The sequence below is a fragment of the Achromobacter aegrifaciens genome (assembly GCF_902859735.1).
Taxonomy (GTDB): Bacteria; Pseudomonadota; Gammaproteobacteria; order Burkholderiales; family Burkholderiaceae_B; genus Achromobacter; species Achromobacter aegrifaciens.
In genome coordinates, this window is sequence record NZ_CADIJY010000003.1 from 476,124 (window position 1) to 497,847 (window position 21,724).

Annotated in this window: 17 protein-coding genes; 15 read left to right on the forward strand and 2 right to left on the reverse strand. The window is 64.8% G+C overall.

The genetic code is table 11. The annotated features are described in order from the left end of the window. From HV766_RS12220 to HV766_RS12280, 13 genes are all read left to right on the forward strand, one after another. Window positions 1–1,257, forward strand: coding sequence for an NADH-quinone oxidoreductase subunit D (locus HV766_RS12220; protein ID WP_054450482.1), 1,257 nt, complete (start codon window positions 1–3; stop codon window positions 1,255–1,257). A gap of 47 nt (window positions 1,258–1,304) precedes the next feature. Next, window positions 1,305–1,799, forward strand: a complete 495-nt coding sequence (nuoE, locus tag HV766_RS12225; protein ID WP_054450483.1) for an NADH-quinone oxidoreductase subunit NuoE — start codon at window positions 1,305–1,307, stop codon at window positions 1,797–1,799. Next, window positions 1,796–3,163 (forward strand): NADH-quinone oxidoreductase subunit NuoF, encoded by a 1,368-nt coding sequence (gene nuoF / locus HV766_RS12230; protein ID WP_054450485.1) that lies wholly within the window; start codon window positions 1,796–1,798, stop codon window positions 3,161–3,163. The genes nuoE and nuoF overlap by 4 nt, the downstream gene beginning before the upstream one ends. 15 nt (window positions 3,164–3,178) lie before the next feature. Then, window positions 3,179–5,506 (forward strand): NADH-quinone oxidoreductase subunit NuoG, encoded by a 2,328-nt coding sequence (nuoG, locus tag HV766_RS12235; RefSeq protein ID WP_054450489.1) that lies wholly within the window; start codon window positions 3,179–3,181, stop codon window positions 5,504–5,506. Beyond that, a complete protein-coding gene (gene nuoH, locus HV766_RS12240) occupies window positions 5,506–6,579 on the forward strand; it encodes an NADH-quinone oxidoreductase subunit NuoH (RefSeq protein ID WP_054450490.1) in 1,074 nt (357 codons plus the stop codon). The genes nuoG and nuoH overlap by 1 nt, the downstream gene beginning before the upstream one ends. A gap of 21 nt (window positions 6,580–6,600) precedes the next feature. Further along, window positions 6,601–7,089, forward strand: coding sequence for an NADH-quinone oxidoreductase subunit NuoI (gene nuoI, locus HV766_RS12245; protein WP_008161196.1), 489 nt, complete (start codon window positions 6,601–6,603; stop codon window positions 7,087–7,089). Window positions 7,090–7,106: 17 nt separating this feature from the next. Then, window positions 7,107–7,757: an NADH-quinone oxidoreductase subunit J gene (locus HV766_RS12250; RefSeq protein WP_054450491.1), complete on the forward strand. Its 651-nt coding sequence runs from the start codon at window positions 7,107–7,109 to the stop codon at window positions 7,755–7,757. Next, window positions 7,754–8,062: an NADH-quinone oxidoreductase subunit NuoK gene (nuoK, locus tag HV766_RS12255; RefSeq protein WP_006217969.1), complete on the forward strand. Its 309-nt coding sequence runs from the start codon at window positions 7,754–7,756 to the stop codon at window positions 8,060–8,062. The genes HV766_RS12250 and nuoK overlap by 4 nt, the downstream gene beginning before the upstream one ends. A gap of 17 nt (window positions 8,063–8,079) precedes the next feature. Next, window positions 8,080–10,101: an NADH-quinone oxidoreductase subunit L gene (gene nuoL / locus HV766_RS12260; protein ID WP_054450492.1), complete on the forward strand. Its 2,022-nt coding sequence runs from the start codon at window positions 8,080–8,082 to the stop codon at window positions 10,099–10,101. Next, window positions 10,098–11,600, forward strand: coding sequence for an NADH-quinone oxidoreductase subunit M (locus tag HV766_RS12265; RefSeq protein WP_054450494.1), 1,503 nt, complete (start codon window positions 10,098–10,100; stop codon window positions 11,598–11,600). The genes nuoL and HV766_RS12265 overlap by 4 nt, the downstream gene beginning before the upstream one ends. A gap of 9 nt (window positions 11,601–11,609) precedes the next feature. After that, window positions 11,610–13,094 carry an NADH-quinone oxidoreductase subunit NuoN gene (gene nuoN / locus HV766_RS12270; protein ID WP_119449060.1) on the forward strand — a complete coding sequence of 495 codons (1,485 nt, stop codon included), beginning with the start codon at window positions 11,610–11,612 and terminating at the stop codon, window positions 13,092–13,094. Between the two features lie 15 nt (window positions 13,095–13,109). Continuing rightward, complete coding sequence (locus HV766_RS12275) at window positions 13,110–13,439, forward strand: DUF2818 family protein (protein WP_054450498.1); 330 nt, start codon at window positions 13,110–13,112, stop codon at window positions 13,437–13,439. 333 nt (window positions 13,440–13,772) lie between these two features. Beyond that, on the forward strand, window positions 13,773–16,049 hold the full coding sequence (locus HV766_RS12280) for a TonB-dependent receptor (protein ID WP_054450500.1): 2,277 nt from the start codon (window positions 13,773–13,775) through the stop codon (window positions 16,047–16,049). An 88-nt stretch (window positions 16,050–16,137) separates the two neighbouring features. Here HV766_RS12280 and serB read toward each other — a convergent pair whose 3' ends face one another. Both serB and mfd read right to left on the reverse strand, forming a co-directional pair. Next, the gene (gene serB / locus HV766_RS12285) at window positions 16,138–16,995 is read right to left on the reverse strand and encodes a phosphoserine phosphatase SerB (RefSeq protein WP_054450505.1); all 858 of its coding nucleotides are present in this window, start codon (window positions 16,993–16,995) and stop codon (window positions 16,138–16,140) included. 22 nt (window positions 16,996–17,017) lie between these two features. Further along, window positions 17,018–20,500, reverse strand: a complete 3,483-nt coding sequence (mfd, locus tag HV766_RS12290) for a transcription-repair coupling factor (RefSeq protein WP_437340958.1) — start codon at window positions 20,498–20,500, stop codon at window positions 17,018–17,020. A 29-nt stretch (window positions 20,501–20,529) separates the two neighbouring features. Here mfd and ispD point away from each other — a divergent pair, with 29 nt between their 5' ends. Beyond that, the gene (gene ispD, locus HV766_RS12295; protein WP_054450509.1) at window positions 20,530–21,213 is read left to right on the forward strand and encodes a 2-C-methyl-D-erythritol 4-phosphate cytidylyltransferase; all 684 of its coding nucleotides are present in this window, start codon (window positions 20,530–20,532) and stop codon (window positions 21,211–21,213) included. Beyond that, window positions 21,210–21,698, forward strand: a complete 489-nt coding sequence (ispF, locus tag HV766_RS12300) for a 2-C-methyl-D-erythritol 2,4-cyclodiphosphate synthase (protein WP_054450511.1) — start codon at window positions 21,210–21,212, stop codon at window positions 21,696–21,698. Before ispD ends, ispF begins: the two co-directional genes overlap by 4 nt. The last annotated feature ends 26 nt before the right edge of the window (window positions 21,699–21,724 follow it).

Sequence of the window (21,724 nt, forward strand, 5' to 3'; positions counted from 1 at the left end):
ATGGCAGAAATCAAGAACTACACGCTCAACTTCGGTCCCCAGCACCCGGCTGCGCACGGTGTGCTGCGCCTGGTGCTCGAGCTCGACGGCGAAGTGATCCAGCGCGCCGACCCGCACATCGGCCTGCTGCACCGCGCCACCGAAAAACTGGCCGAACACAAGACCTACATCCAGGCGCTGCCCTACATGGACCGCCTGGACTACGTGTCCATGATGTGCAACGAGCACGCCTACGTCATGGCCATCGAGAAGCTGCTGGGCGTCGAAGCGCCGCTGCGCGCGCAGTACATCCGCGTGATGTTCGACGAGATCACCCGTCTGCTGAACCACCTGATGTCGCTGGGTTCGCACGCGCTGGACGTGGGCGCCATGGCGGTGTTCCTGTACGCCTTCCGTGAACGCGAAGACCTGATGGACTGCTACGAAGCGGTTTCGGGCGCGCGCATGCACGCGGCCTACTACCGTCCGGGCGGCGTCTACCGCGACCTGCCGGACTCGATGCCGCAATACGGCGACACCAGCAAGTACCGCGGCGACAAGGAAGTGCGCGCCATGAACGACGCGCGTTCGGGTTCGCTGCTGGATTTCATCGAAGACTTCACCAACCGCTTCCCGGCTTGCGTCGACGAGTACGAAACTCTGCTGACCGACAACCGCATCTGGAAGCAGCGTCTGGTGGGCATCGGCGTGGTCGACCCCGACCGCGCAAAGGCGCTGGGTTTCACCGGCCCGATGCTGCGCGGTTCCGGCGTGGCCTGGGACCTGCGCAAGATGCAGCCCTACGAAGTCTACGACCTGCTCGATTTCGACATCCCCGTGGGTGTCAATGGCGACTGCTATGACCGCTATCTGGTCCGTATCGCCGAAATGCGTGAGAGCAACCGCATCATCCGCCAGTGCGTGGAATGGCTGCGCAACAACCCGGGCCCGGTCATGATCGAGAACCACAAGATCGCCCCGCCCAAGCGCACCGCCATGAAGACCAACATGGAAGAGCTGATCCATCACTTCAAGCTCTTCACTGAAGGTTTCCACGTGCCTCCCGGTGAAGCGTACGCCTCGGTGGAACACCCCAAGGGCGAATTCGGCATCTATATGGTGTCCGACGGCGCCAACAAGCCTTACCGCCTGAAGATTCGGGCCCCCGGCTTCGTCCACCTGCAATCGCTGGATGAAATGTCGCGCGGTCACATGATTGCCGACGCCGTCACCATCATTGGCACGCAGGACATCGTTTTCGGCGAGATCGATCGCTGATCCGCCCAGACAGTCACGAGCACGCCCGCATAACCCGGATTCAAACTATGCTGCTTTCCGAACAGGCCTACCAGAAAATCGACCGAGAACTCGCGAAGTTCCCGGGCGACCAGCGGCAGTCCGCCATCATGGCCTCGCTTGCCATCGCGCAAGAAGAGAAGGGCTGGTTGGCTACCGAAATCATTGAAGATGTGGCCAACTACATTGGCGTTCCGCCCATCGCGGTCCAGGAAGTCGCCACCTTCTACAACATGTTCGACGTCAAGCCCGTCGGCAAGAACAAGATCGCCGTCTGCACGAACCTGCCCTGTGCCTTGCGCGACGGCGAACGCGCCGGCGACTACCTCAAGCGCAAGCTGGGCGTCGATTACCGCGGCACCACTCCCGACGGCCAGTTCACGCTGGTGGAAGGCGAGTGCATGGGCGCTTGCGGTGACTCGCCCGTGCTGATCGTGAACAACAAGCATATGTGCGTGCGCATGACCGAAGAGAAGCTGGACGCGCTGGTCGCGGCCCTCAAGGTGCAAGGAGAGTCGGCATGAACGCGCCCGACCTGTACAAACAGTTCGCGCAGGGGCTGGACCCCAACCCGCTGAACGACGTTTCCAATTCGATGTGCCTGCATGGCCGGCACATCCAGCCGCAGATCCTGGCTGACGTCGACGGCGCCAACTGGCGCCTGGCCGACTACGTCAAGCGCGGCGGCTACGAAGCCCTGAAGAAGATCCTGACCACCGGCATGAAGCCGGAAGACGTGATCGCCGAGGTCAAAGCCTCCGGCCTGCGCGGCCGCGGCGGCGCGGGCTTCCCGACTGGCCTGAAATGGAGCTTCATGCCGCGCGCCTTCCCGGGCCAGAAGTACCTGGTCTGCAACTCCGACGAAGGCGAGCCTGGCACGTTCAAGGACCGCGATATCCTGCGCTTCAATCCGCACATCGTGATTGAAGGCATGGCGATCGCGGCCTACGCCATGGGCATCAGCGTCGGCTACAACTACATCCACGGCGAAATCTTCGAAGTCTACGAGCGTTTCGAAGAAGCGCTGGAAGAGGCGCGCGCCGCCGGCTTCCTGGGCGACAAGCTGCTGGGTTCGGATTTCAGCTTCCAGCTGCACGCGTTCCATGGCTACGGCGCCTACATCTGTGGCGAAGAAACCGCGCTGCTGGAATCGCTGGAAGGCAAGAAGGGCCAGCCGCGCTTCAAGCCGCCGTTCCCGGCCAGCTTCGGCCTGTACGGCAAGCCCACCACCATCAACAACACCGAGACGTTCGCGGCGGTGCCCTGGATCATCCGCAACGGCGGCCAGGCCTACCTCGAAGTCGGCAAGCCGAACAACGGCGGCACCAAGCTGTTCTCGATCACCGGCGACGTCGAGCGTCCCGGCAACTACGAGATCCCGCTGGGCACTCCGTTCTCGAAGCTCCTGGAGCTGGCGGGCGGCATGCGCGGCGGCAAGAAGCTGAAGGCCGTGATTCCCGGCGGTTCGAGCGCGCCGGTGCTGCCGGCCGACATCATCATGGAATGCACGATGGACTATGACTCCATCGCCAAGGCCGGCTCGATGCTGGGCTCGGGCGCCGTGATCGTCATGGACGAAACGCGTTGCATGGTGAAGTCGCTCCTGCGCCTGTCGTACTTCTATTTCGAAGAAAGCTGCGGCCAGTGCACGCCGTGCCGCGAAGGCACCGGCTGGCTCTACCGCATGGTGCATCGCATCGAAAACGGTCACGGCCGTCCGGAAGATCTGGACTTGCTGGACAACGTGGCGGGCAACATCATGGGCCGCACCATCTGCGCCCTGGGTGACGCCGCCGCCATGCCCGTCCGTGGCTTTCTCAAGCATTTTCGCGACGAATTCGCGCACCACATCGAGCACAAGTCTTGTGTGGTCCCGCAATATCTGTAGGTCTCAGGAACAGCAATGGTTGAACTAACCGTCGACGGCAACAAGGTCGAAGTGCCCGAAGGCAGCATGGTCATGCATGCCGCCCAGAAAGTCGGGCTTTACGTGCCGCATTTCTGCTACCACAAGAAACTGTCCATCGCGGCCAACTGCCGCATGTGCCTGGTTGAAGTGGAAAAGGCGCCCAAGGCGCTGCCCGCCTGCGCCACGCCCGTGACCAACGGCATGGTCGTCCACACCTGCTCCGAGAAGGCTCGCGCCGCTCAGAAGTCGGTGATGGAATTCTTGCTCATCAATCACCCGCTCGACTGCCCGATCTGCGATCAGGGCGGCGAATGCCAGCTGCAGGACCTGGCCGTGGGCTACGGCGGTTCTTCCTCGCGTTACCAGGAAGAAAAGCGCGTGGTCTTCCACAAGGACCTGGGCCCGCTGGTTTCCGCCGAGGAAATGAGCCGCTGCATCCACTGCACCCGCTGTGTGCGCTTCGGCCAGGAAATCGCCGGCGTCATGGAACTGGGCATGCTGGGCCGTGGCGAACACTCCGAGATCACGACCTTCGTCGGCCGCTCGATCGAGTCCGAACTGTCGGGCAACATGATCGACATCTGTCCGGTGGGCGCGCTGACCTCCAAGCCCTTCCGCTACAGCGCGCGCACCTGGGAACTGGCTCGCCGCCGTTCGGTCAGCCCGCACGACAGCCTGGGCGCCAACCTGGTGGTCCAAGTCAAGGGCGACCGCGTCATGCGCGTGGTTCCGTTCGAAGACGAAGCCGTCAACGAGTGCTGGATCAGCGACCGCGACCGCTTCTCGTATGAAGGCCTGAACAGCGAAGACCGCCTGTCGGCCCCGATGATCAAGGGCACCGACGGCAAGTGGCAGGAAGCCTCCTGGAGCGACGCGCTAGCCGCCGTGGCCCAGGGCCTGTCCCGCGTGCGCGACAGCTTCGGCGCCGGCCAGATCGGCGCCCTGGCGTCCGAATACGCCACCACCGAGGAATACGCGCTGCTGGGCCGCCTGGTCCGCGCGCTGGGTTCCGAAAACATCGACTTCCGCCTGCGCCAGACCGATGCCGCCTTCGACGCCGCCCTGACCGGCGCGCCGTGGCTGGGCATGCCCATCGCCGAACTCGACAACCTGGATCGCGTCCTGGTGGTCGGTTCCTTCCTGCGCAAGGATCATCCGCTGATGGCGCAGCGTCTGCGCCAAGCTGCCAAGCGCGGCACGCAGATCCTGATGGTCGACAGCGCTGCCGACGATCCCCTGATGCCCGTGGCTGCCCGTATCACCGTGGCCCCGTCCGAGCTGGCGCGCGCGCTGGCCGAAGTGGCAGTCGCCTTGGCCCAGGCCAAGGAACAGGCCGTGCCGGCCGAGTTCGCCTCGGTCACGCCCGGCGAAAACGCCAAGCTCATCGCTGCCAGCCTGGCTTCCGGCGCCAACACCGCCGTGCTGATGGGCAACCTGGCAGTGGCCAGCGCCCAGGCCTCGACCCTGGCCGCCAACGGCCGCGCCGTGGCTGAGTTGGCCGGCGGCAAGTTCGGTTTCCTGACCTCCGGCGGCAACACCGTCGGCGGTTACCTGGCCGGCGCCATTCCGGGCAAGGGCGGCAAGAACGCAGCCGCCATGCTGGCCGAGCCGCTGAAGGCCTACGTGGTCCTGCACGCCGAGCCGCTGCTGGATGCCGACAACGGCCAGCAAGCCATCGCCGCGCTGCGCGGCGCGCAGTTCGCCGTGGCCCTGACGCCTTACCGTTCGGCCGCCGCCGAATGGGCCGACGTCATGCTGCCGGTGTCGCCGTTCACCGAAACCTCGGGCACCTACGTCAACGCGCAAGGCCTGGCCCAGAGCTTCAAGGGCACGGTCACGCCGTTCGGCCAGACCCGTCCGGGCTGGAAGGTCCTGCGCGTGCTGGGCAACGTCCTGCATCTGGCTGGCTTTGACGACGAGACTTCCGAGTCCGTGCGCGACGCCGTGCTGGCTGGCGGCATCGAAGGCCGCCTGTCCAACGAGATCAAGGCCCCGCTGGGCCTGGGCCAGGCCGCCAGCGGCCTGGAGCGCGTCGCCGACGTGCCGATCTACCGCACCGACGCGATGGTTCGCCGCTCGGAGCCGCTGCAAGCGGCCCCGGCCTCGAAGAAGCCGGCTGCCGCCATGAACGGCCGCACGCTCACCAGCCTGGGCCTGACGGCCGGCGTCAAGGTGCGCGTGTCGAGCGGGCAGGGCGCCGTCGAACTCGAAACCGTGCAGGACGATGCCGTGGCCGACCGCGCCGTGCGCATCTCCGCAGCCTTTGAAAACACCGCAGCCCTGGGTGGCGCATTCGGTCAAATCAGCGTGGAGCGTGCCTGATGGAATGGCTTAATGTTCTTGAGAGCCAGGGTACGGCATTGCTGGGCCCGACGGTCTGGATGGTCCTCTGGACCCTCGTCAAGATTGTGGTCATCGCCGTGCCCATCATTCTGTGCGTGGCGTACCTGACCTACTGGGAACGCAAGATGATCGGCGCCATGCACGTGCGCATGGGCCCGAACCGCGTCGGCTTCAAGGGGCTGCTGCAGCCGTTCGCCGACGTGTTCAAGCTGCTGACCAAGGAAGTGGTGGTTCCGTCGCAGGCCAACAAGGTGCTGTTCATCGTGGCCCCGGTGGTCACGCTGATGCCGGCCCTGGCGGCCTGGGCGGTGGTGCCGTTCGGTCCCGACGTGGTCCTGGCCAACGTCAACGCCGGCCTGCTGTACATCATGGCCATCACGTCCGTGGGCGTGTATGGCGTGATCGTCGCGGGTTGGGCGTCGAACTCCAAATACGCCTTCCTGGGCGCGCTGCGCGCTTCCGCGCAGATGCTGTCCTACGAACTGGCCATCGGCTTCGTGCTGGTGACGGTGCTGCTGGTGTCCGGCAGCCTGAACATGTCCGAGATCGTGCACGTGCAGAACCGCGGCTGGTTTGCCGACAAGGGCCTGACGTTCCTGTCCTGGAACTGGCTGCCGCTCTTGCCGTTGTTCGTGATCTACGTGATTTCGGCCGTGGCCGAAACCAACCGCCACCCGTTCGACGTGGTCGAAGGCGAATCGGAAATCGTGGCCGGCCACATGGTCGAATACTCGGGCATGGCGTTCGCGCTGTTCTTCCTGGGCGAATACGCCAACATGATCCTGCTGTCCTGCATGGCCTCGATCATGTTCCTGGGCGGCTGGGCTTCCCCGATCGACATCGCGCCGCTGACCTGGATTCCGGGTTGGATCTGGCTGGGTCTCAAGACGTTCGTCGTGGTCTCGTTGTTCGTGTGGTTCCGCGCGTCGTTCCCGCGTTACCGCTATGACCAGATCATGCGCTTGGGTTGGAAAATCTTCATCCCGCTGACCGGCGTTTGGCTGGTCGTGGTGGCGATCTGGATGCAGACGCCCTGGAACATTTGGCGCTAAGCCGCCAGGCAGAGGCAGGATATGGAAGCGATCAAGGATTTCTTCGGCAGTCTGATGCTGACCGAATTGCTCAAGGGCATGCGCCTGACGGGCAAGTATTTCTTCAAGCGCAAGGTCACCTTGCGCTACCCCCAGGAAAAGACGCCTGCGTCGCCGCGTTTCCGCGGCCTGCATGCGCTGCGCCGCTACCCCAACGGGGAAGAGCGCTGCATCGCGTGCAAGCTGTGCGAAGCCGTGTGCCCCGCGCTGGCGATCACCATCGAGTCGGACCAGCGCGATGACGGCACCCGCCGCACCACGCGTTACGACATCGACCTGACCAAGTGCATTTTCTGCGGCTTCTGTGAGGAAAGCTGCCCCGTGGACTCCATCGTGGAAACGCACATCCACGAATACCACGGTGAAAAGCGCGGCGACCTGTATTTCACCAAAGACATGCTGCTCGCCGTGGGCGACCGCTACGAAGCCGACATCGCCCGCCGCCGGGCCGAAGACGCTCCCTATCGTTGAAGCCCAGGACCTGATCCATGACTTTTACCACTGTCCTGTTTTACATACTGGCCGCCGTGCTGGTGATCGCGGCGTTCCGCGTGATCACCGCGCGCAGCCCGGTCACCGCCGTCCTGCACCTGATCCTGGCCTTCGTCAACGCGGCCATGCTGTGGATGCTGCTTGGCGCCGAGTTCCTGGCGCTGCTGCTGGTGCTGGTGTACGTGGGCGCCGTGATGGTGCTTTTCCTCTTCGTCGTGATGATGCTGGACATCCGCATGGATGCCCTGCGCCAGGGCATGAAGACCTACCTGCCGCTGGGCCTGGTCATCGGCCTGGTGATGGTGGTCGAAATGGCCTTCGTGCTGGGTTCGACCTGGTACGGCGCGGGCCCGCAAGCCCCGGTTGCCGGCGACTACAACAACGCCCGCGCGCTGGGCGAGGCCATGTACACCCAGTACATCTACGCCATTGAAGTGGGCGCCGCGCTGCTGCTGGTCGGCATGGTCGCCGCCATCGCGCTGACCCTGCGCCGCCGCCGCGACGTGAAGTACAACGACCCGGTGGCCGCCGTCCGCGTGCGCTCGAAGGACCGTTACCGCATGGTGAGCATGCCCGCCCAGAGCGAGCGTGCCCAGGCGCAGAACGGCACCCCGACCGCCGCCGCGCCCCAAGGAGAACAAAAATGACGCTGACGCTGGCCCACTACCTGATCCTCGGGGCGATCCTGTTCGCCATCGGGATCTTCGGCATCTTCCTGAACCGCCGCAACCTGATCATTCTCCTGATGTCCATCGAGCTCGTGCTCCTGGCCGTCAACATGAACTTCGTGGCGTTCTCCAGCTGGTTCGGCGATACCGCCGGCCAGGTGTTCGTGTTCTTCATCCTGACCGTGGCCGCCGCCGAAGCGGCGATCGGCCTGGCCATCCTGGTGCTGCTGTTCCGCAACCTGAACACGATCAACGTTGACGAACTCGATCGCCTGAAGGGCTGACGGGGTATTGGAAGAAAATGTCTAGCTCACCCAATCTCTACTTGCTCATCGCGCTGGCTCCGCTGGCCGGGGCGATTCTCGCGGGCCTCTTCGGCACCGGGTTCCTGGGCCGTCCCATCGGCCGCCGTGCTTCGCACATGATCACCATCCTGGGCGTGCTCATCTCCACCATCGGTTCGGTGGTGGTGCTGAACGACGTGCTCAACGGCCTGCGCTTCGACGGCGCGGTCTACACCTGGAGCCTGATCGGCCAGACCAAGCTGGAAATCGGCTTCCTGATCGATCCCCTGTCGGCCATGATGATGGTCGTGGTGACTTCCGTGTCGCTGATGGTGCACATCTACACCATCGGCTACATGGCGGATGATCCCGGCTACCAGCGCTTCTTCTCGTACATCTCGCTGTTCACGTTCTCCATGCTCATGCTGGTGATGTCGAACAACATGGTGCAGCTGTTCTTCGGCTGGGAAGCGGTGGGCCTGGTGTCGTACCTGCTGATCGGCTTCTGGTACACCCGTCCCACGGCGATCTTCGCCAACATGAAGGCGTTCCTGATCAACCGCGTCGGCGACTTCGGCTTCGTGCTGGGCATCGGCCTGCTGTTCGCTTACGCCGGCACCATGCATTACGGCGAAGTCTTCGCCCAGGCCGACAAGCTGGCCACGCTGACGCTGCCCGGTTCCGACTGGATGCTGCTGACGGTCGCCTGCATCTGCCTGTTCATCGGCGCCATGGGCAAATCGGCTCAGGTTCCGCTGCACGCCTGGCTGCCTGACTCGATGGAAGGCCCGACCCCGATTTCCGCGCTGATCCACGCCGCCACCATGGTGACGGCCGGCATCTTCATGGTCGCGCGTTTCTCGCCGCTGTTCGAACTGTCCGACGTGGCGCTGTCCTTCATCATCGTGATCGGCGCCATCGGCGCGCTGTTCCTGGGCATCCTGGGCATCATCCAGAACGACATCAAGCGCGTGGTCGCGTATTCCACGCTGTCGCAGCTGGGCTACATGACGGTCGCGCTGGGCGCTTCGGCCTACTCGGTCGCGATCTTCCACCTGATGACGCACGCGTTCTTCAAGGCGCTGCTGTTCCTGGGCGCTGGCTCCGTCATCATCGGCATGCACCATGACCAGGACATCCGCAACATGGGCGGCCTGCGCAAGTACATGCCCATCACCTGGATCACCTTCCTGCTGGGCACGCTGGCCCTGGTCGGCACGCCGTTCTTCTCGGGCTTCTACTCGAAGGAACACATCATCGAGGCCGCCGGCGCCGCAAACGTCTGGGGCGCGAACTTCGCGTACTACTCGACCCTGATCGGCGTGTTCGTGACCTCGCTGTACTCGTTCCGCGTGTACTTCCTGGTCTTCCACGGCAAGGAACGTTTCGACACCAGCGACCACGGCCATGGTCATGGCCACGACGATCACGGCCACGACGACCACGGCCATCATGGCGGCAAGCCGCATGAGTCGCCCTGGGTGGTCACGCTGCCGCTGGTGCTGCTGGCGATCCCGTCGGTCATCATCGGCGCCCTGGTGGTCGATCCAATGCTGTTCGGCAAGTTCTTCGACGGCGTCATCAAGGTCCTGCCGCAGCATCCCGCCATGCACGAGCTGCATGAAGAGTGGCACGGCTGGGTGGCCTTCGGCCTGCACGCCTTCCAGACGGTTCCGTTCTGGCTGGTCGTGGCTGGCGCGGTCATCGCCTGGTACTGCTACCTGATCAATCCCAAGGTTCCGGCCAAGATCCAGTCCAGCCTGTCCGGCATCAACAAGGTGCTCGAGAACAAGTACTACGTGGATTGGGTCAACGAGCAGATCATCGCCCGCGGCTTGCGCTGCCTGGGCCGTGGCCTGTGGCAGACCGGTGACCGCGGCATCATCGACGGCCTGCTGATCAACGGCAGCGCCCGTGTGGTGGGCTGGGTGGCAGCGGTCAGCCGTCACCTGCAGTCCGGCTTCATCTATCACTACGCGTTCGCGATGATCATCGGCATCATGGCGCTGGTGACTTTCTTTGTGCTGATTCCCCAATGATGGCAAGCGAGATGGCATCCAACACTTTCCCCTGGCTCACGCTTGCGATCTTTGTCCCGATCGTATTCGGCCTGCTGGTGCTGGCGGTGGGCCGTGACGACCGTCCCGGCCTGACGCGCGGCTTGTCGCTCGTCGGCTCAATCGCCGGTTTCCTCGTCACGATCCCGCTGTACACCGGTTTCGACTCCACCACGGCCAAGATGCAGTTCGTGGAGAAGACCTCCTGGATCGAGGCCTTCAACGTCAATTACCACCTGGGCATCGACGGCATCTCGATGTGGTTCGTGCTCCTGACCGCCTTCATCACCATCATCGTGGTGCTGGCCGGCTGGGAAGTCATCACCAGCCGCGTGTCCCAGTACATGGCCGCCTTCCTGATCTTGTCGGGTCTGATGGTGGGCGTGTTCTGCGCGCTGGACGGCATGCTGTTCTACGTGTTCTTCGAAGCCACGCTGATCCCGATGTACATCATCATCGGCGTCTGGGGCGGCCCGAACCGCGTGTACGCGGCGTTCAAGTTCTTCCTGTACACGCTGATGGGCTCGCTGCTGACGCTGGTCGCCTTCGTGTACCTGTGGAACGTGTCAGGCGGCTCGTTCGACATCCTGACCTGGCAGCAGACCAAGCTGGGCTACACCCCGCAGATCCTGATCTTCGTGGCCCTGTTGGCGGCCTTTGCCGTCAAGGTGCCGATGTGGCCGGTCCACACGTGGTTGCCCGACGCTCACGTCGAAGCTCCCACCGGCGGCTCCATCGTGCTGGCCGCGATCATGCTGAAGCTGGGCGCCTACGGTTTCCTGCGCTTCTCGCTGCCGATCGCTCCCGACGCCTCGCACAGCCTGGCCGGCCTGATGATCACGCTGTCGCTGGTCGCCGTGATCTACATCGGCCTGGTTGCGATCGTCCAGGACGACATGAAGAAGCTGGTGGCCTATTCGTCCGTCGCCCACATGGGTTTCGTGACGCTGGGTTTCTTCATCTTCAACACGGCCGGCGTCGAAGGCGCCATCGTGCAGATGATCTCGCACGGCTTTGTGTCGGGCGCCATGTTCATGTGTATCGGCGTGCTCTATGACCGCATGCACTCGCGCCGCATCGCCGACTACGGCGGCGTGGTCAACGTCATGCCGCGTTTCGCCACCTTCTTCATCCTGTTCTCGATGGCCAACAGCGGCCTGCCGGCCACCAGCGGTTTCGTTGGCGAGTTCATGGTGATCATGGGCGCGGTCGAGCACAACTTCTGGATCGGCCTGCTGGCGGCGACCGCCCTGATTCTGGGCGCTTCGTATTCGCTGTGGATGGTCAAGCGTGTGGTCCTGGGCGACGTCGCCAACGACCACGTGCGCGAGCTGACCGATATCAACCGCCGCGAGTTTGTGATTCTTGGCGTGATGGCGATCGCCGTGTTGTACATGGGGATCTATCCCAAGCCCTTTACCGACGTGATGCACGTTTCGGTGGAGGCCCTGCTGCAACACGTTGCCGTCTCGAAACTGTAAGACAAGACAATGATGCAATCCCAAATCGATTTCGCCCTGGCGACACCGGAAATCCTCCTGCTGGTTTTCGGCCTGGCTATCCTGCTCGTCGACGCGGTCAGCAATCACCCCGAGCGCAAGCCGACGTTTCTGCTGACCATGCTTGCATTGGGCGTGCTGACCGTCGTGTCGGCCCTGCAATGGAAGAACGGCGTTGTTGGTTCGACCTTCAACGGCCTGTACGTTACCGACGAACTGTCGCATCTGCTCAAGATCGCGTCCTACATCGCCGTGGCCGCGACCCTGGTCTATGGCCGCGTCTACGCGCAATTGCGCGACATGATGCGCGGCGGCGAACTCTACGTCCTGACGCTGTTCGCCCTGCTGGGCCAGATGGTCATGATCTCCTCCGGGAACCTGATCTCCATCTACCTGGGCCTGGAGCTGATGTCGCTGGCGCTGTACGCGCTGATCGCGCTGCGCCGCGACAACGTCGTCGCCACCGAAGCCGCCATGAAGTACTTCGTGCTGGGCGCGCTGGCCTCGGGCTTCCTGCTGTACGGCATGTCCATGATCTACGGCGCCACCGGCCACCTGGATCTGGCCGAAGTGTCCAAGGTCATCGCCGCGGGCAAGGCCGAGAAGCTGGCCCTGGTGTTCGGCATCGTGTTCCTGGTGTCGGGCCTGGCGTTCAAGCTCGGCGCCGTGCCGTTCCACATGTGGGTTCCGGACGTCTACCAAGGTTCGCCCACCGCCGTCACCCTGATCCTGGGCGGCGCGCCCAAGCTGGCTGCATTCGCCATCACGCTGCGCCTGCTGGTCGATGGCCTGCACGGCCTGGCCGCCGACTGGCAGCCGATGCTGATGATCCTGGCGGTGCTGTCGCTGGCCATCGGTAACCTGACGGCCATCGCGCAGACCAACTTCAAGCGCATGCTGGCCTACTCGACCATCTCGCACATGGGCTTCGTGCTGCTGGGTCTGATGTCCGGTTCGGTCGCGGGCAAGCCGGAACTGTCGTCGGCCGCCTACGGCGCCTCGCTGTTCTACATGCTGACCTACGTGCTGACCACGCTGGCGAGCTTCGGCATCGTGCTGCTGCTGTCGCGCCAAGGTTTCGAGTGCGAACACATCGACGACCTGAAGGGCCTGAACCGCCGCAGCCCCTGGCATGCAGCCATCGTGCTGCTGCTGATGTTCTCGCTGGCCGGCATTCCGCCGTTGGTGGGCTTCTACGCCAAGCTGGCCGTGCTGCAGGCGCTGGTCAGCGCCGGCCACGTGACGCTGGCCGTGATCGCGGTGCTGTTCTCGCTGATCGGCGCGTTCTACTACCTGCGCGTGGTCAAGGTCGTTTACTTCGACGAGCCGGCCGCCGATGCCGCGCCGATGGTCGCCACCTGCGGCCAGCGCGGCGTGCTGTCGGTCAACGGCGCACTGATCCTGATCCTGGGCATCCTGCCGGGCGGCCTGATGGCCCTGTGCGTGCAGGCCATCCGCAGCTCGCTCAGCCTGTAAGCGGAAAACGGGGCCATGAACCAGACTCTGGCGGTATGGCTGCTGATCGCGCTGGCCCTGGTCAGCGCGAATCTCCCGTTCCTGACGGAGCGGGTTTTCGCCGTCATGCCCTGGAAGCAGGGCGGAGTGGCGGCAGTCAAGCCGTTCTGGATGCGCCTGATCGAAGTGCTGGTGTTCTATGCCATCGTCGGCGCGCTCGGTTTCGCGTTCGAATCCACGCTGGGCAACCGGTTTTCCCAGACCTGGGAGTTCTACGCGATCACCCTGAGCCTGTATCTGGTGCTGGCTTATCCGGGGTTCGTGTACCGTTATCTGTTCAAACGGCACCCGCGCCTGCGCACCTGAAGGCAGCTTGGTTCGTGCATGAAAAACGCCCCGCGGGGCGTTTTTTTTTGCGCAATGAGGGAATGTCCTCTCTTATGCGCTTTGGCTTCCCAGAGGCCCTTCCGGGCGTCTCCATCGGCATTCCGTAGCGTGAGAGCCTGTGGGGGCGCGAGGCTGAACCCACTAGCCGCACCGCGCGAAAGTTCGGTATTGACCCTATAAGTATTGAGTGTTGTTTTTTTTCATTTTATGTGAGCGTAAAGCTATTTTTCAGGTTCCGTTCAGCCCTCGAGTTCACAATCGCAACCGGTAAAAAAACAAGAATCGTTGCTATTTACATTCGGAGAAGCTGGTTTGAAGCCCCAAGATACGTATTCGCTGAATACGCTCACTACCTCCCTGGCCGCCGCGATAGCGGCCCCCGCGTTGTTCATCAGCCCGTACGCCGCCGCCCAATCCGCGGATTCGGGCGTGACGCAACTTGCGCCCGTGCGCGTGGAGGGTGAGGGGTCGTCGTACCAGACCTCCACGGCGCAGTCGCCGAAGTTCACGGCGCCTCTGCTGGACACCCCGCGCACGGTGCAGGTCGTGCCGAAGCAGGTGATCCAGGACCAGGCCGCGTCCACGCTGCAGGACGTCCTGCGCAACTCGCCCGGCATCACGTTTGGCGCAGGCGAAGGCGGCCGCCCGGGCGGCGACCTGCCCATCATCCGTGGCCAGAACTCCGCCGGCAGCATCTTCCTGGACGGCATCCGCGATTCCAGCACGCAGGTGCGTGACACCTTCAACCTGGAACAGGTCGAAGTCATCAAGGGGCCGGACTCGGTCTACTCCGGCCGCGGCGGCGCGGGCGGCAGCATCAACATGGTCAGCAAGACGCCCAAGGCCACCGACTTCACGGAAGCCACGGCGCAGATCGGCACGGACAACAACTACCGCGCGACGATCGACAGCAACTGGCGCCTGGCCGACAAGGCCGCGTTCCGCTTGAACGTCATGGGCAACAAGGGCGATGCGCCGGGCCGCGACGACGCGGTGGACTTCGAGCGCTGGGGCGTGGCGCCCTCGCTGACCTTGGGCGTGGGCACGCCGACCCGCATCACGCTGAGCTACTACCACTACCAAGACGACAGCATGCCGGATTACTCCATCCCGTATGACCCGAAAACGGGTCAGCCGGTGACGGAGACCATGGGCGTGAGCCGCAAGAGCTTCTATGGCCTGAAGGGCCGCGATTTCATGAAGACCCGCGACGACGTTGCGACGGTGGACTTCCAGCACGACTTCTCCGACAAGCTGCAGCTGCGCAACGTGACACGCTACGGCCGCGGCACGACCGACTTTGCTGCGACCAACCCCGACGACAGCAAGGGCAACATTCCGAATGGCCTGGTGTACCGGGCGCTCAAGTCGGGCTATTACGTCACCAAGAGCTTCGCCAACCAGACCAACCTGACGGGCGAGTTCGATACCGGCAGCCTGAAGCACTCGTTCGACCTGGGCTTCGAGTACAGCAATATCAAGCAAGACAAGGACGGCTACACCGAGTCGGGCGTTCCCGCCGGCACCAGCGGTTGCGTGACTGGCACGGCCAATGGCAAGAACACCTACGCCAACCCGGCGCTGTGCGCTTCGCTGTGGGATCCGGACCCGGGTACTTACTACCCTGGCCATCTGCAGCGCAACAACAATCCCGCGCGCTACAACACGGATACGGTCGCGCTCTACGGCTTCGACACGATCAAGTTCAACGAACAATGGCAGGCCAGCCTGGGCTTGCGCTGGGACAACTACCGCACCAGCGGCAGCAACATCGCCAAGGGCCGGAACGACCCGGCAAGCACCCCGGCGTTCTACAGCACCAGCCGCGAGGACAATCTCTTCAACTACCAGATTGGCTTGGCCTACAAGCCGGCGCCCAACGGCACCATCTACGCGACGTATGGCACTTCGTCCACGCCGTCGGCCATCGCCTCCAGCGCGATCAGCGACGCCGTGTCGGTCTCGAACCAGTCGCTCGAGCCTGAGAAGAGCCGTACGGTGGAACTCGGCACGAAGTGGCAGGTGTTCGATGACCGCCTGACGCTGTCGGCGGCGGCCTTCCAGGACATCCGCAAGAACACCAGCGTGGCCGTTTCGGCCACCGAGACCGCACAGGTCGGCGAAGCCAAGGTGCGCGGCATCGAACTGGGCTTCTCGGGCAGCATCACGCCCAAGTGGAACGTGTTCGGCGGCTACACCTTCATGGACAGCGAAATGACCAAGGGCGCCTACAACAGCGGCGCCGTGGGCCAGGACCTGCCCAATACCCCGCGCAATGCCTTCAGCCTGTGGACCACCTACAAGGTGTTGCCCAAGCTGACGGTCGGCGGCGGCGCCTACTACGTGGACAAGGTGTACGGCAATTCGGACGCGACCAAGAACGCCGACGGCTCGCCCAAGGCGCGCTGGGTGCCTTCCTACTGGCGCTTCGACGCCATGGCCGCGTATGAATTCAACGACCACATGTCGGCGCAGTTGAACGTGCTGAACATTTTCGACGAAACGTACTACACCAAGGCCTATGCGGCGCACTATGCGGCGCTGGGTACTGGCCGGGCTGCGCTGCTTTCGCTGCGCGTGCGGTACTGATACGCCGCTGCAATGAAAAAGCCACCGCGAGGTGGCTTTTTTCATGCTTGGCCGCCGGCTGCGAGCACAGGCGCCGGGCGTGGCGCGATCAGCTCTCGAACCAGTTCAGCACCCCGTCCAGCCCCGACACATTCAGCGCATAACGCGTCTGCTGACGCACCAGCGGCTTGGCGTGGTACGCGACGGGGAAGCCGGCGATGCCCAGCATCTTCAGATCATTGGCGCCGTCGCCCATGGCGATGATCTGCTCCTGGGAGGCGCCGTGCTCGCGGGCGAACTCGCGCAGGTGGGCTTCCTTGGCGTCGGCATCGAGGATGTCGCCCAAGACCTTGCCGGTCAGCACGCCGTTGGCGATTTCCAGGGTGTTGGCGTGCGCGCTGTCGAGGTTCAGGCGCTGGCGCAGGCGTTCGGTGAAGAAAGTGAAGCCGCCAGAGACCAGCAGCACCTTGATGCCGGCCGCCTGGGCCGTGGTGATCAGGCGTTCGGCGCCGGGGTTCAGACGCAGCTTGTCCGCATAGACCTGTTCCAGCGCATCGGCCGGCACGCCTTCGAGCAGGGCGACGCGGCGGCGCAGGCTTTCGGAAAAGTCCTTGATCTCGCCGCGCATCGCGGCCTCGGTGATTTCGGAGACCTTGTCCTTCAAGCCCGCCACGCCGGCGATCTCGTCGATGCACTCGATGTTGATCAGCGTGGAGTCCATGTCCATGGCCAGCACCTTGCACCCGGACAGCTTCAGGCCTGCGGGCAGGAAGGCGGTGTCGACGCCATGGCGTTCTGCCCAGCCCACGACGTCGGCGCGGGTCGAGTCGTCGTGCTGCACGTCGAGCAGGCGGGCGGCAGTGGCGCTGATGCGCGCGACGCCTTGCGCCTGGGCCAGGGCCGCCAACTGTTCAGCATGTTCCACGGTCAGGCCGGGGGATTGGACGACAAGGTGATGGGTAGTCATAGAAATCGGTGTGGTTTGACGGTTACTTCAAGGCGCGCAGCACGGCGCGCACGGCATCGGCGCGGGCAGGAATCTGCGCGGCCTTGATCTCAACCCGCAATTTATCCTGTCCCGCCAGTTTGATGTGGCGCTGGCGTTGCACCAGTTCGATGATCTTGCCGGGATCGACCGAGGTCTTGGGGCCGAACTGCAGCAGCGCCTGGGTTTCGCTGGCGTCGATCTTGACGATGCCCAGGGGCTGGGCGGCCAGGCGCAGGCGGTGCGTGGCGAGCAGCGTCTGCGCGGCCTCGGGCAGCTTGCCGAAACGGTCGATCAGTTCTTCCTGGATGTGGATCAGATCGTCTTCGTCCGCAGCGTGCGCCAGGCGCTTGTAGATGCCCAGGCGGGCATGGACGTCGGCGCAATAGTCGGACGGCAGCAGCGCCGGGGCGTGCAGATTGACTTCGCAGGCCAGGTTGAAGGGCGCGTCCAGGTCGGGCTCTTCACCGGCGCGCAGCGCGCGCACCGCTTCGTTGAGCATCTCGTTGTACATCGAGAAACCGACTTCCTGGATGTTGCCGGACTGCGAATCGCCCAGCACTTCGCCCGTGCCGCGGATCTCCAGATCGTGCATGGCCAGGTAGAAGCCCGAGCCCAGCTCTTCCATGGCCTGGATGGCTTCCAGGCGCTTCTTGGCGTTGTTGGTGATGGCGTCTTCACCGGGCGTCAGCAGGTAGGCGTAGGCCTGGTGATGCGAGCGCCCGACGCGGCCGCGCAGCTGGTGCAACTGGGCCAGCCCGAAGCGGTCGGCCCGGTGGATCACGATGGTGTTGGCGCTGGGCACGTCGATGCCGGTTTCGATGATGGTGGTGCACAACAGCACGTTGTAACGCTGCTGGTAGAAGCCCTTCATCACCTGTTCCAGCTCGCGCTCGGGCATCTGGCCGTGGGCCACGGCGATGCGGGCTTCGGGCACCAGTTCTTCCAGGCGGGCGCGGCGGTTGTGGATGGTCTCGACTTCGTTGTGCAGGAAGTAGCACTGGCCGCCGCGCTTGAGTTCGCGCAAGAGCGCTTCGCGCAGGGTGCTGCCGTCCTCGCGCCGCACGAAGGTCTTGATGGCCAGGCGCTTTTGCGGCGCGGTGGCGATGACGGAGAAGTCGCGTATGCCTTCCAGCGACATGCCCAGCGTGCGCGGAATGGGCGTGGCGGTCAGCGTCAGCACGTCGACCTCGGCGCGCAGCGCCTTCAAAGCTTCCTTCTGGCGCACGCCGAAGCGGTGCTCTTCGTCGATGATGACCAGGCCAAGGCGCTTGAACTTCACGTCCTTGGACAGGATCTTGTGGGTGCCGATGACGATGTCCACGCGGCCGTCGTTGATGCCTTCGATGGCGGCGGAGACTTCCTTGGCCGAACGGAAGCGCGACAGCTCCACGACCTTCACAGGCCAGTCGGCGAAGCGGTCGGAGAAGGTCTGTGCATGCTGTTCGGCCAGCAGCGTGGTGGGGCAGAGCAGGGCGACCTGCTTGCCATTGGCCACGGCCAGGAAGGCGGCGCGCAGCGCGACCTCGGTCTTGCCGAAGCCCACGTCGCCGCAGACCAGACGGTCCATGGGGCGGCCGGAGGTCATGTCAGCGATGACGGCTTCGATGGCGGCGGCCTGGTCGGCCGTTTCCTCGAAGCCGAAGCCCTCGGCGAACGCCTGGTAGTCGTTGAGCGGCAGGTTGAAGGCGTAGCCTTCGCGTGCGGCGCGCTGGGCGTACAGGGCCAGCAGTTCGGCGGCAGTGTCGCGGACCTGCCGGGCGGCCTTGCGGCGCGCCTTGTCCCATTGGCCGGAGCCCAATTGATGCAACGGCGCGGCCTCCGGATCGGCGCCGCTGTAGCGGGCGATCACGTGCAGCTGCGACACCGGCACGTAAAGCGTGCTGCCGTTGGCGTATTCCAGATGGAGGAACTCCATCCCGCCTTCGCCCATGTCCATGTTGACCAGGCCGTGGTAGCGGCCGATGCCATGCTGCGCATGGACCACTGGGTCGCCCGCGCGCAGCTCGGACAGGTCGCGCACCATGGCTTCGACGTTGCTGGCGCGTTCCTGGTCGCGCTTGCCGCGGCGGCCGGTGGTGGCCAGGCCCGGGTACAGGTCGTTTTCGGTGAGGAAGGCCAGATTGGCCTGGGGCAGCCCGAAGCCGGTGGACAGCGGTGCGGCGACGATGCCGAAATGGGCGTCCGAAGCGAGGAAGGCTTCGATGGTGTCGGGCTGCGCGTCAGGCGTGACGCCGAACTCGTTGAGCATCTGCACCAGGGTCTCGCGCCGGCCGGCGGAGTCGGCGCACAGCAGCACGCGCGTCTGGCCGGCCTGCACCAGCGCGCGCAGCTTGGCGATGGGATCTTCAGAACGCCGCGCCACGCTCACGTCGGGCGCCGCCCGGAAGTCCGGATGCGGCTGGCCGGCAGTCAGCGACAGCCGGCGGAAATCCTTCAGCCGTGCGTAGAGCGTCTCGTTGTCCAGGAACAGTTCGGAGGGCGGCAGCACCGGCCGTTCGCGGTCGCTCTTTAGGAAGCCGTAGCGGCTGGAGGTGTCCTGGTTGAAGCGCTGGATGGCGTCGTCGATGTCGCCCACGGTGACGGTGACCGTGCCTTCCGTCAGGTAGTCGAATAGCGTCGCCGTTTCCTCGAAGAAGAGCGGCAGGTAGTACTCGACGCCAGCGAACGGAATGCCGTTGCCGATGTCCTTGTAGGGCAGCGCGCGCGAGGGGTCGCCCTCGAAGACTTCACGGAAGCGCGCCCGGAAGCGGTTGCGCGCGTCTTCGTCCATAGGGAATTCGCGGCCGGGCAGCAGCTGCACTTCACGCACCGGGTACAGGCTGCGTTGCGTGTCCACGTCGAAGCTGCGGATGGTCTCGATCTCGTCGTCGAACAGGTCCAGGCGGTAGGGCACCACCGAGCCCATCGGGAACAGGTCGATCAGGCCGCCGCGCAGGCAGAATTCGCCGGGCGCCGTTACCTGGGTGACGTGGTTGTAGTTGGCCAGGGTCAGCTGGGCGCGCAGCGCGGCTTCGTTGAGCTTGTCCTTCTGCTTGAAGGAAAAGGTGTAGGCCGCCAGGAAAGAGGGCGGCGCCAGCCGGTACAACGCCGTGGTGACCGGCACCGTCAGCACGTCCACCGACTTGGTCATCAGCGAGTGCAGCGTGTGCAGGCGTTCCGAAATCAGGTCCTGGTGCGGCGAGAAGGCGTCGTAGGGCAGCGTTTCCCAGTCGGGCAGCTGGCGCACACGCAGGTCCGGAGCGAACAGCTGGATTTCCTCGGCCAGGCGCTGGGCCTCGACCGGCTCAGCGGTCAGGATGACCAGCGCCGCCGAGGCCTGCCGCGCCAGGTCCGCCAGCAGCCAGGCGTCGCCGGACCCTGGAGGGCGCGGCTGCGCATAGCGCGCGCCGGCCTTCAGCGCGGACAGGGTGGGGGCCGTAGCGGGGACGGGAGGCGCGAAGGTGGCGGGGGCGGAGGGGGCTGGCATCAGGCTGGGAGCAGGCATCAAGCGGAAGATTATAAAATCACCGCACCATGTCTGCCTCCCTCATTGCAATCGTGCCCGCTGCGGGCGTAGGGGCCCGCGCCAGCCGGCCCGGGCATGAAACCGTGCCCAAGCAGTACCGTCCGCTGTCCGGACAGCCCATGCTGCGCCATGCGGTATGCGCGCTGCTGGCCGATGAACGCATCTCGCAGGTGCGGGTGGCCGTGACGCCTGGAGACGGCTGGGTCGATGCCGCGCTGGCCGGCCTGCCGCGCACGGTGTGGCGCGCCTGCGGCGGCGCGACCCGCGCGGATACCGTGGCGGGCGCGCTGGCCGACAGCGGCGTGGCCGACGATACCTGGGTGCTGGTGCATGACGCCGCGCGCCCCGGGCTGCCGGCAACGGCGCTGGGCCGCCTGATCGACGCCTGCCTGGCGGATCCCGTGGGCGGCCTGTTGGCGCTGCCCGTGGCCGACACCGTCAAGGCCGGCCACGAGCGTGTGGAGCGCACGCTGGACCGCAATGGCCTGTGGCTGGCGCAGACCCCGCAGATGTTCCGGGCCGGCGTGCTGCGCGATGCGCTGACGGCGGCCTCGGTGAGCGGCGCGGCCGTCACCGACGAGGCCTCGGCCATCGAGGCGGCTGGCTATGCGCCGCTGCTGGTGCCCGGCGCCATGCGCAATTTCAAGGTGACGTGGCCGGACGATTTTGAACTGATGGAAAAATGGCTATGAGTATTCCTTTTCGCGTCGGCCAGGGTTTCGACGTGCACGCGCTGGTCGAGGGCCGCCCGCTGATCATCGGCGGCGTCACGATTCCCCACACGCATGGCTTGCTGGGGCATTCGGACGCGGACGTGCTGCTGCACGCCATTACCGACGCGCTGCTGGGCGCCGCCGGCCTGGGCGACATCGGCCGCCACTTTCCGGATACCGACCCGGCCTTCAAGGGCGCCGACAGCCGCGTGCTGCTGCGCGAGGCCATGGCGCGCGTGCGCGCCGCGGGCTGGACGCCGGTGAACATCGATGCCACGCTGCACGCGCAGGCGCCCAAGATCGGTCCGCACGCGCCGGCCATGGTGAAGAACATCGCCGCGGATACCGGGCTGGCCGAGACCGAGGTCAACATCAAGGCCAAGACCAACGAAGGCCTGGGGTACCTGGGCCGCAAGGAAGGCATCGCGGCGACGGTGGTGGCGCTATTGGGGCGGATTTCCTAGCCCGCCGCGGGGCCCGCGGGCAAGGG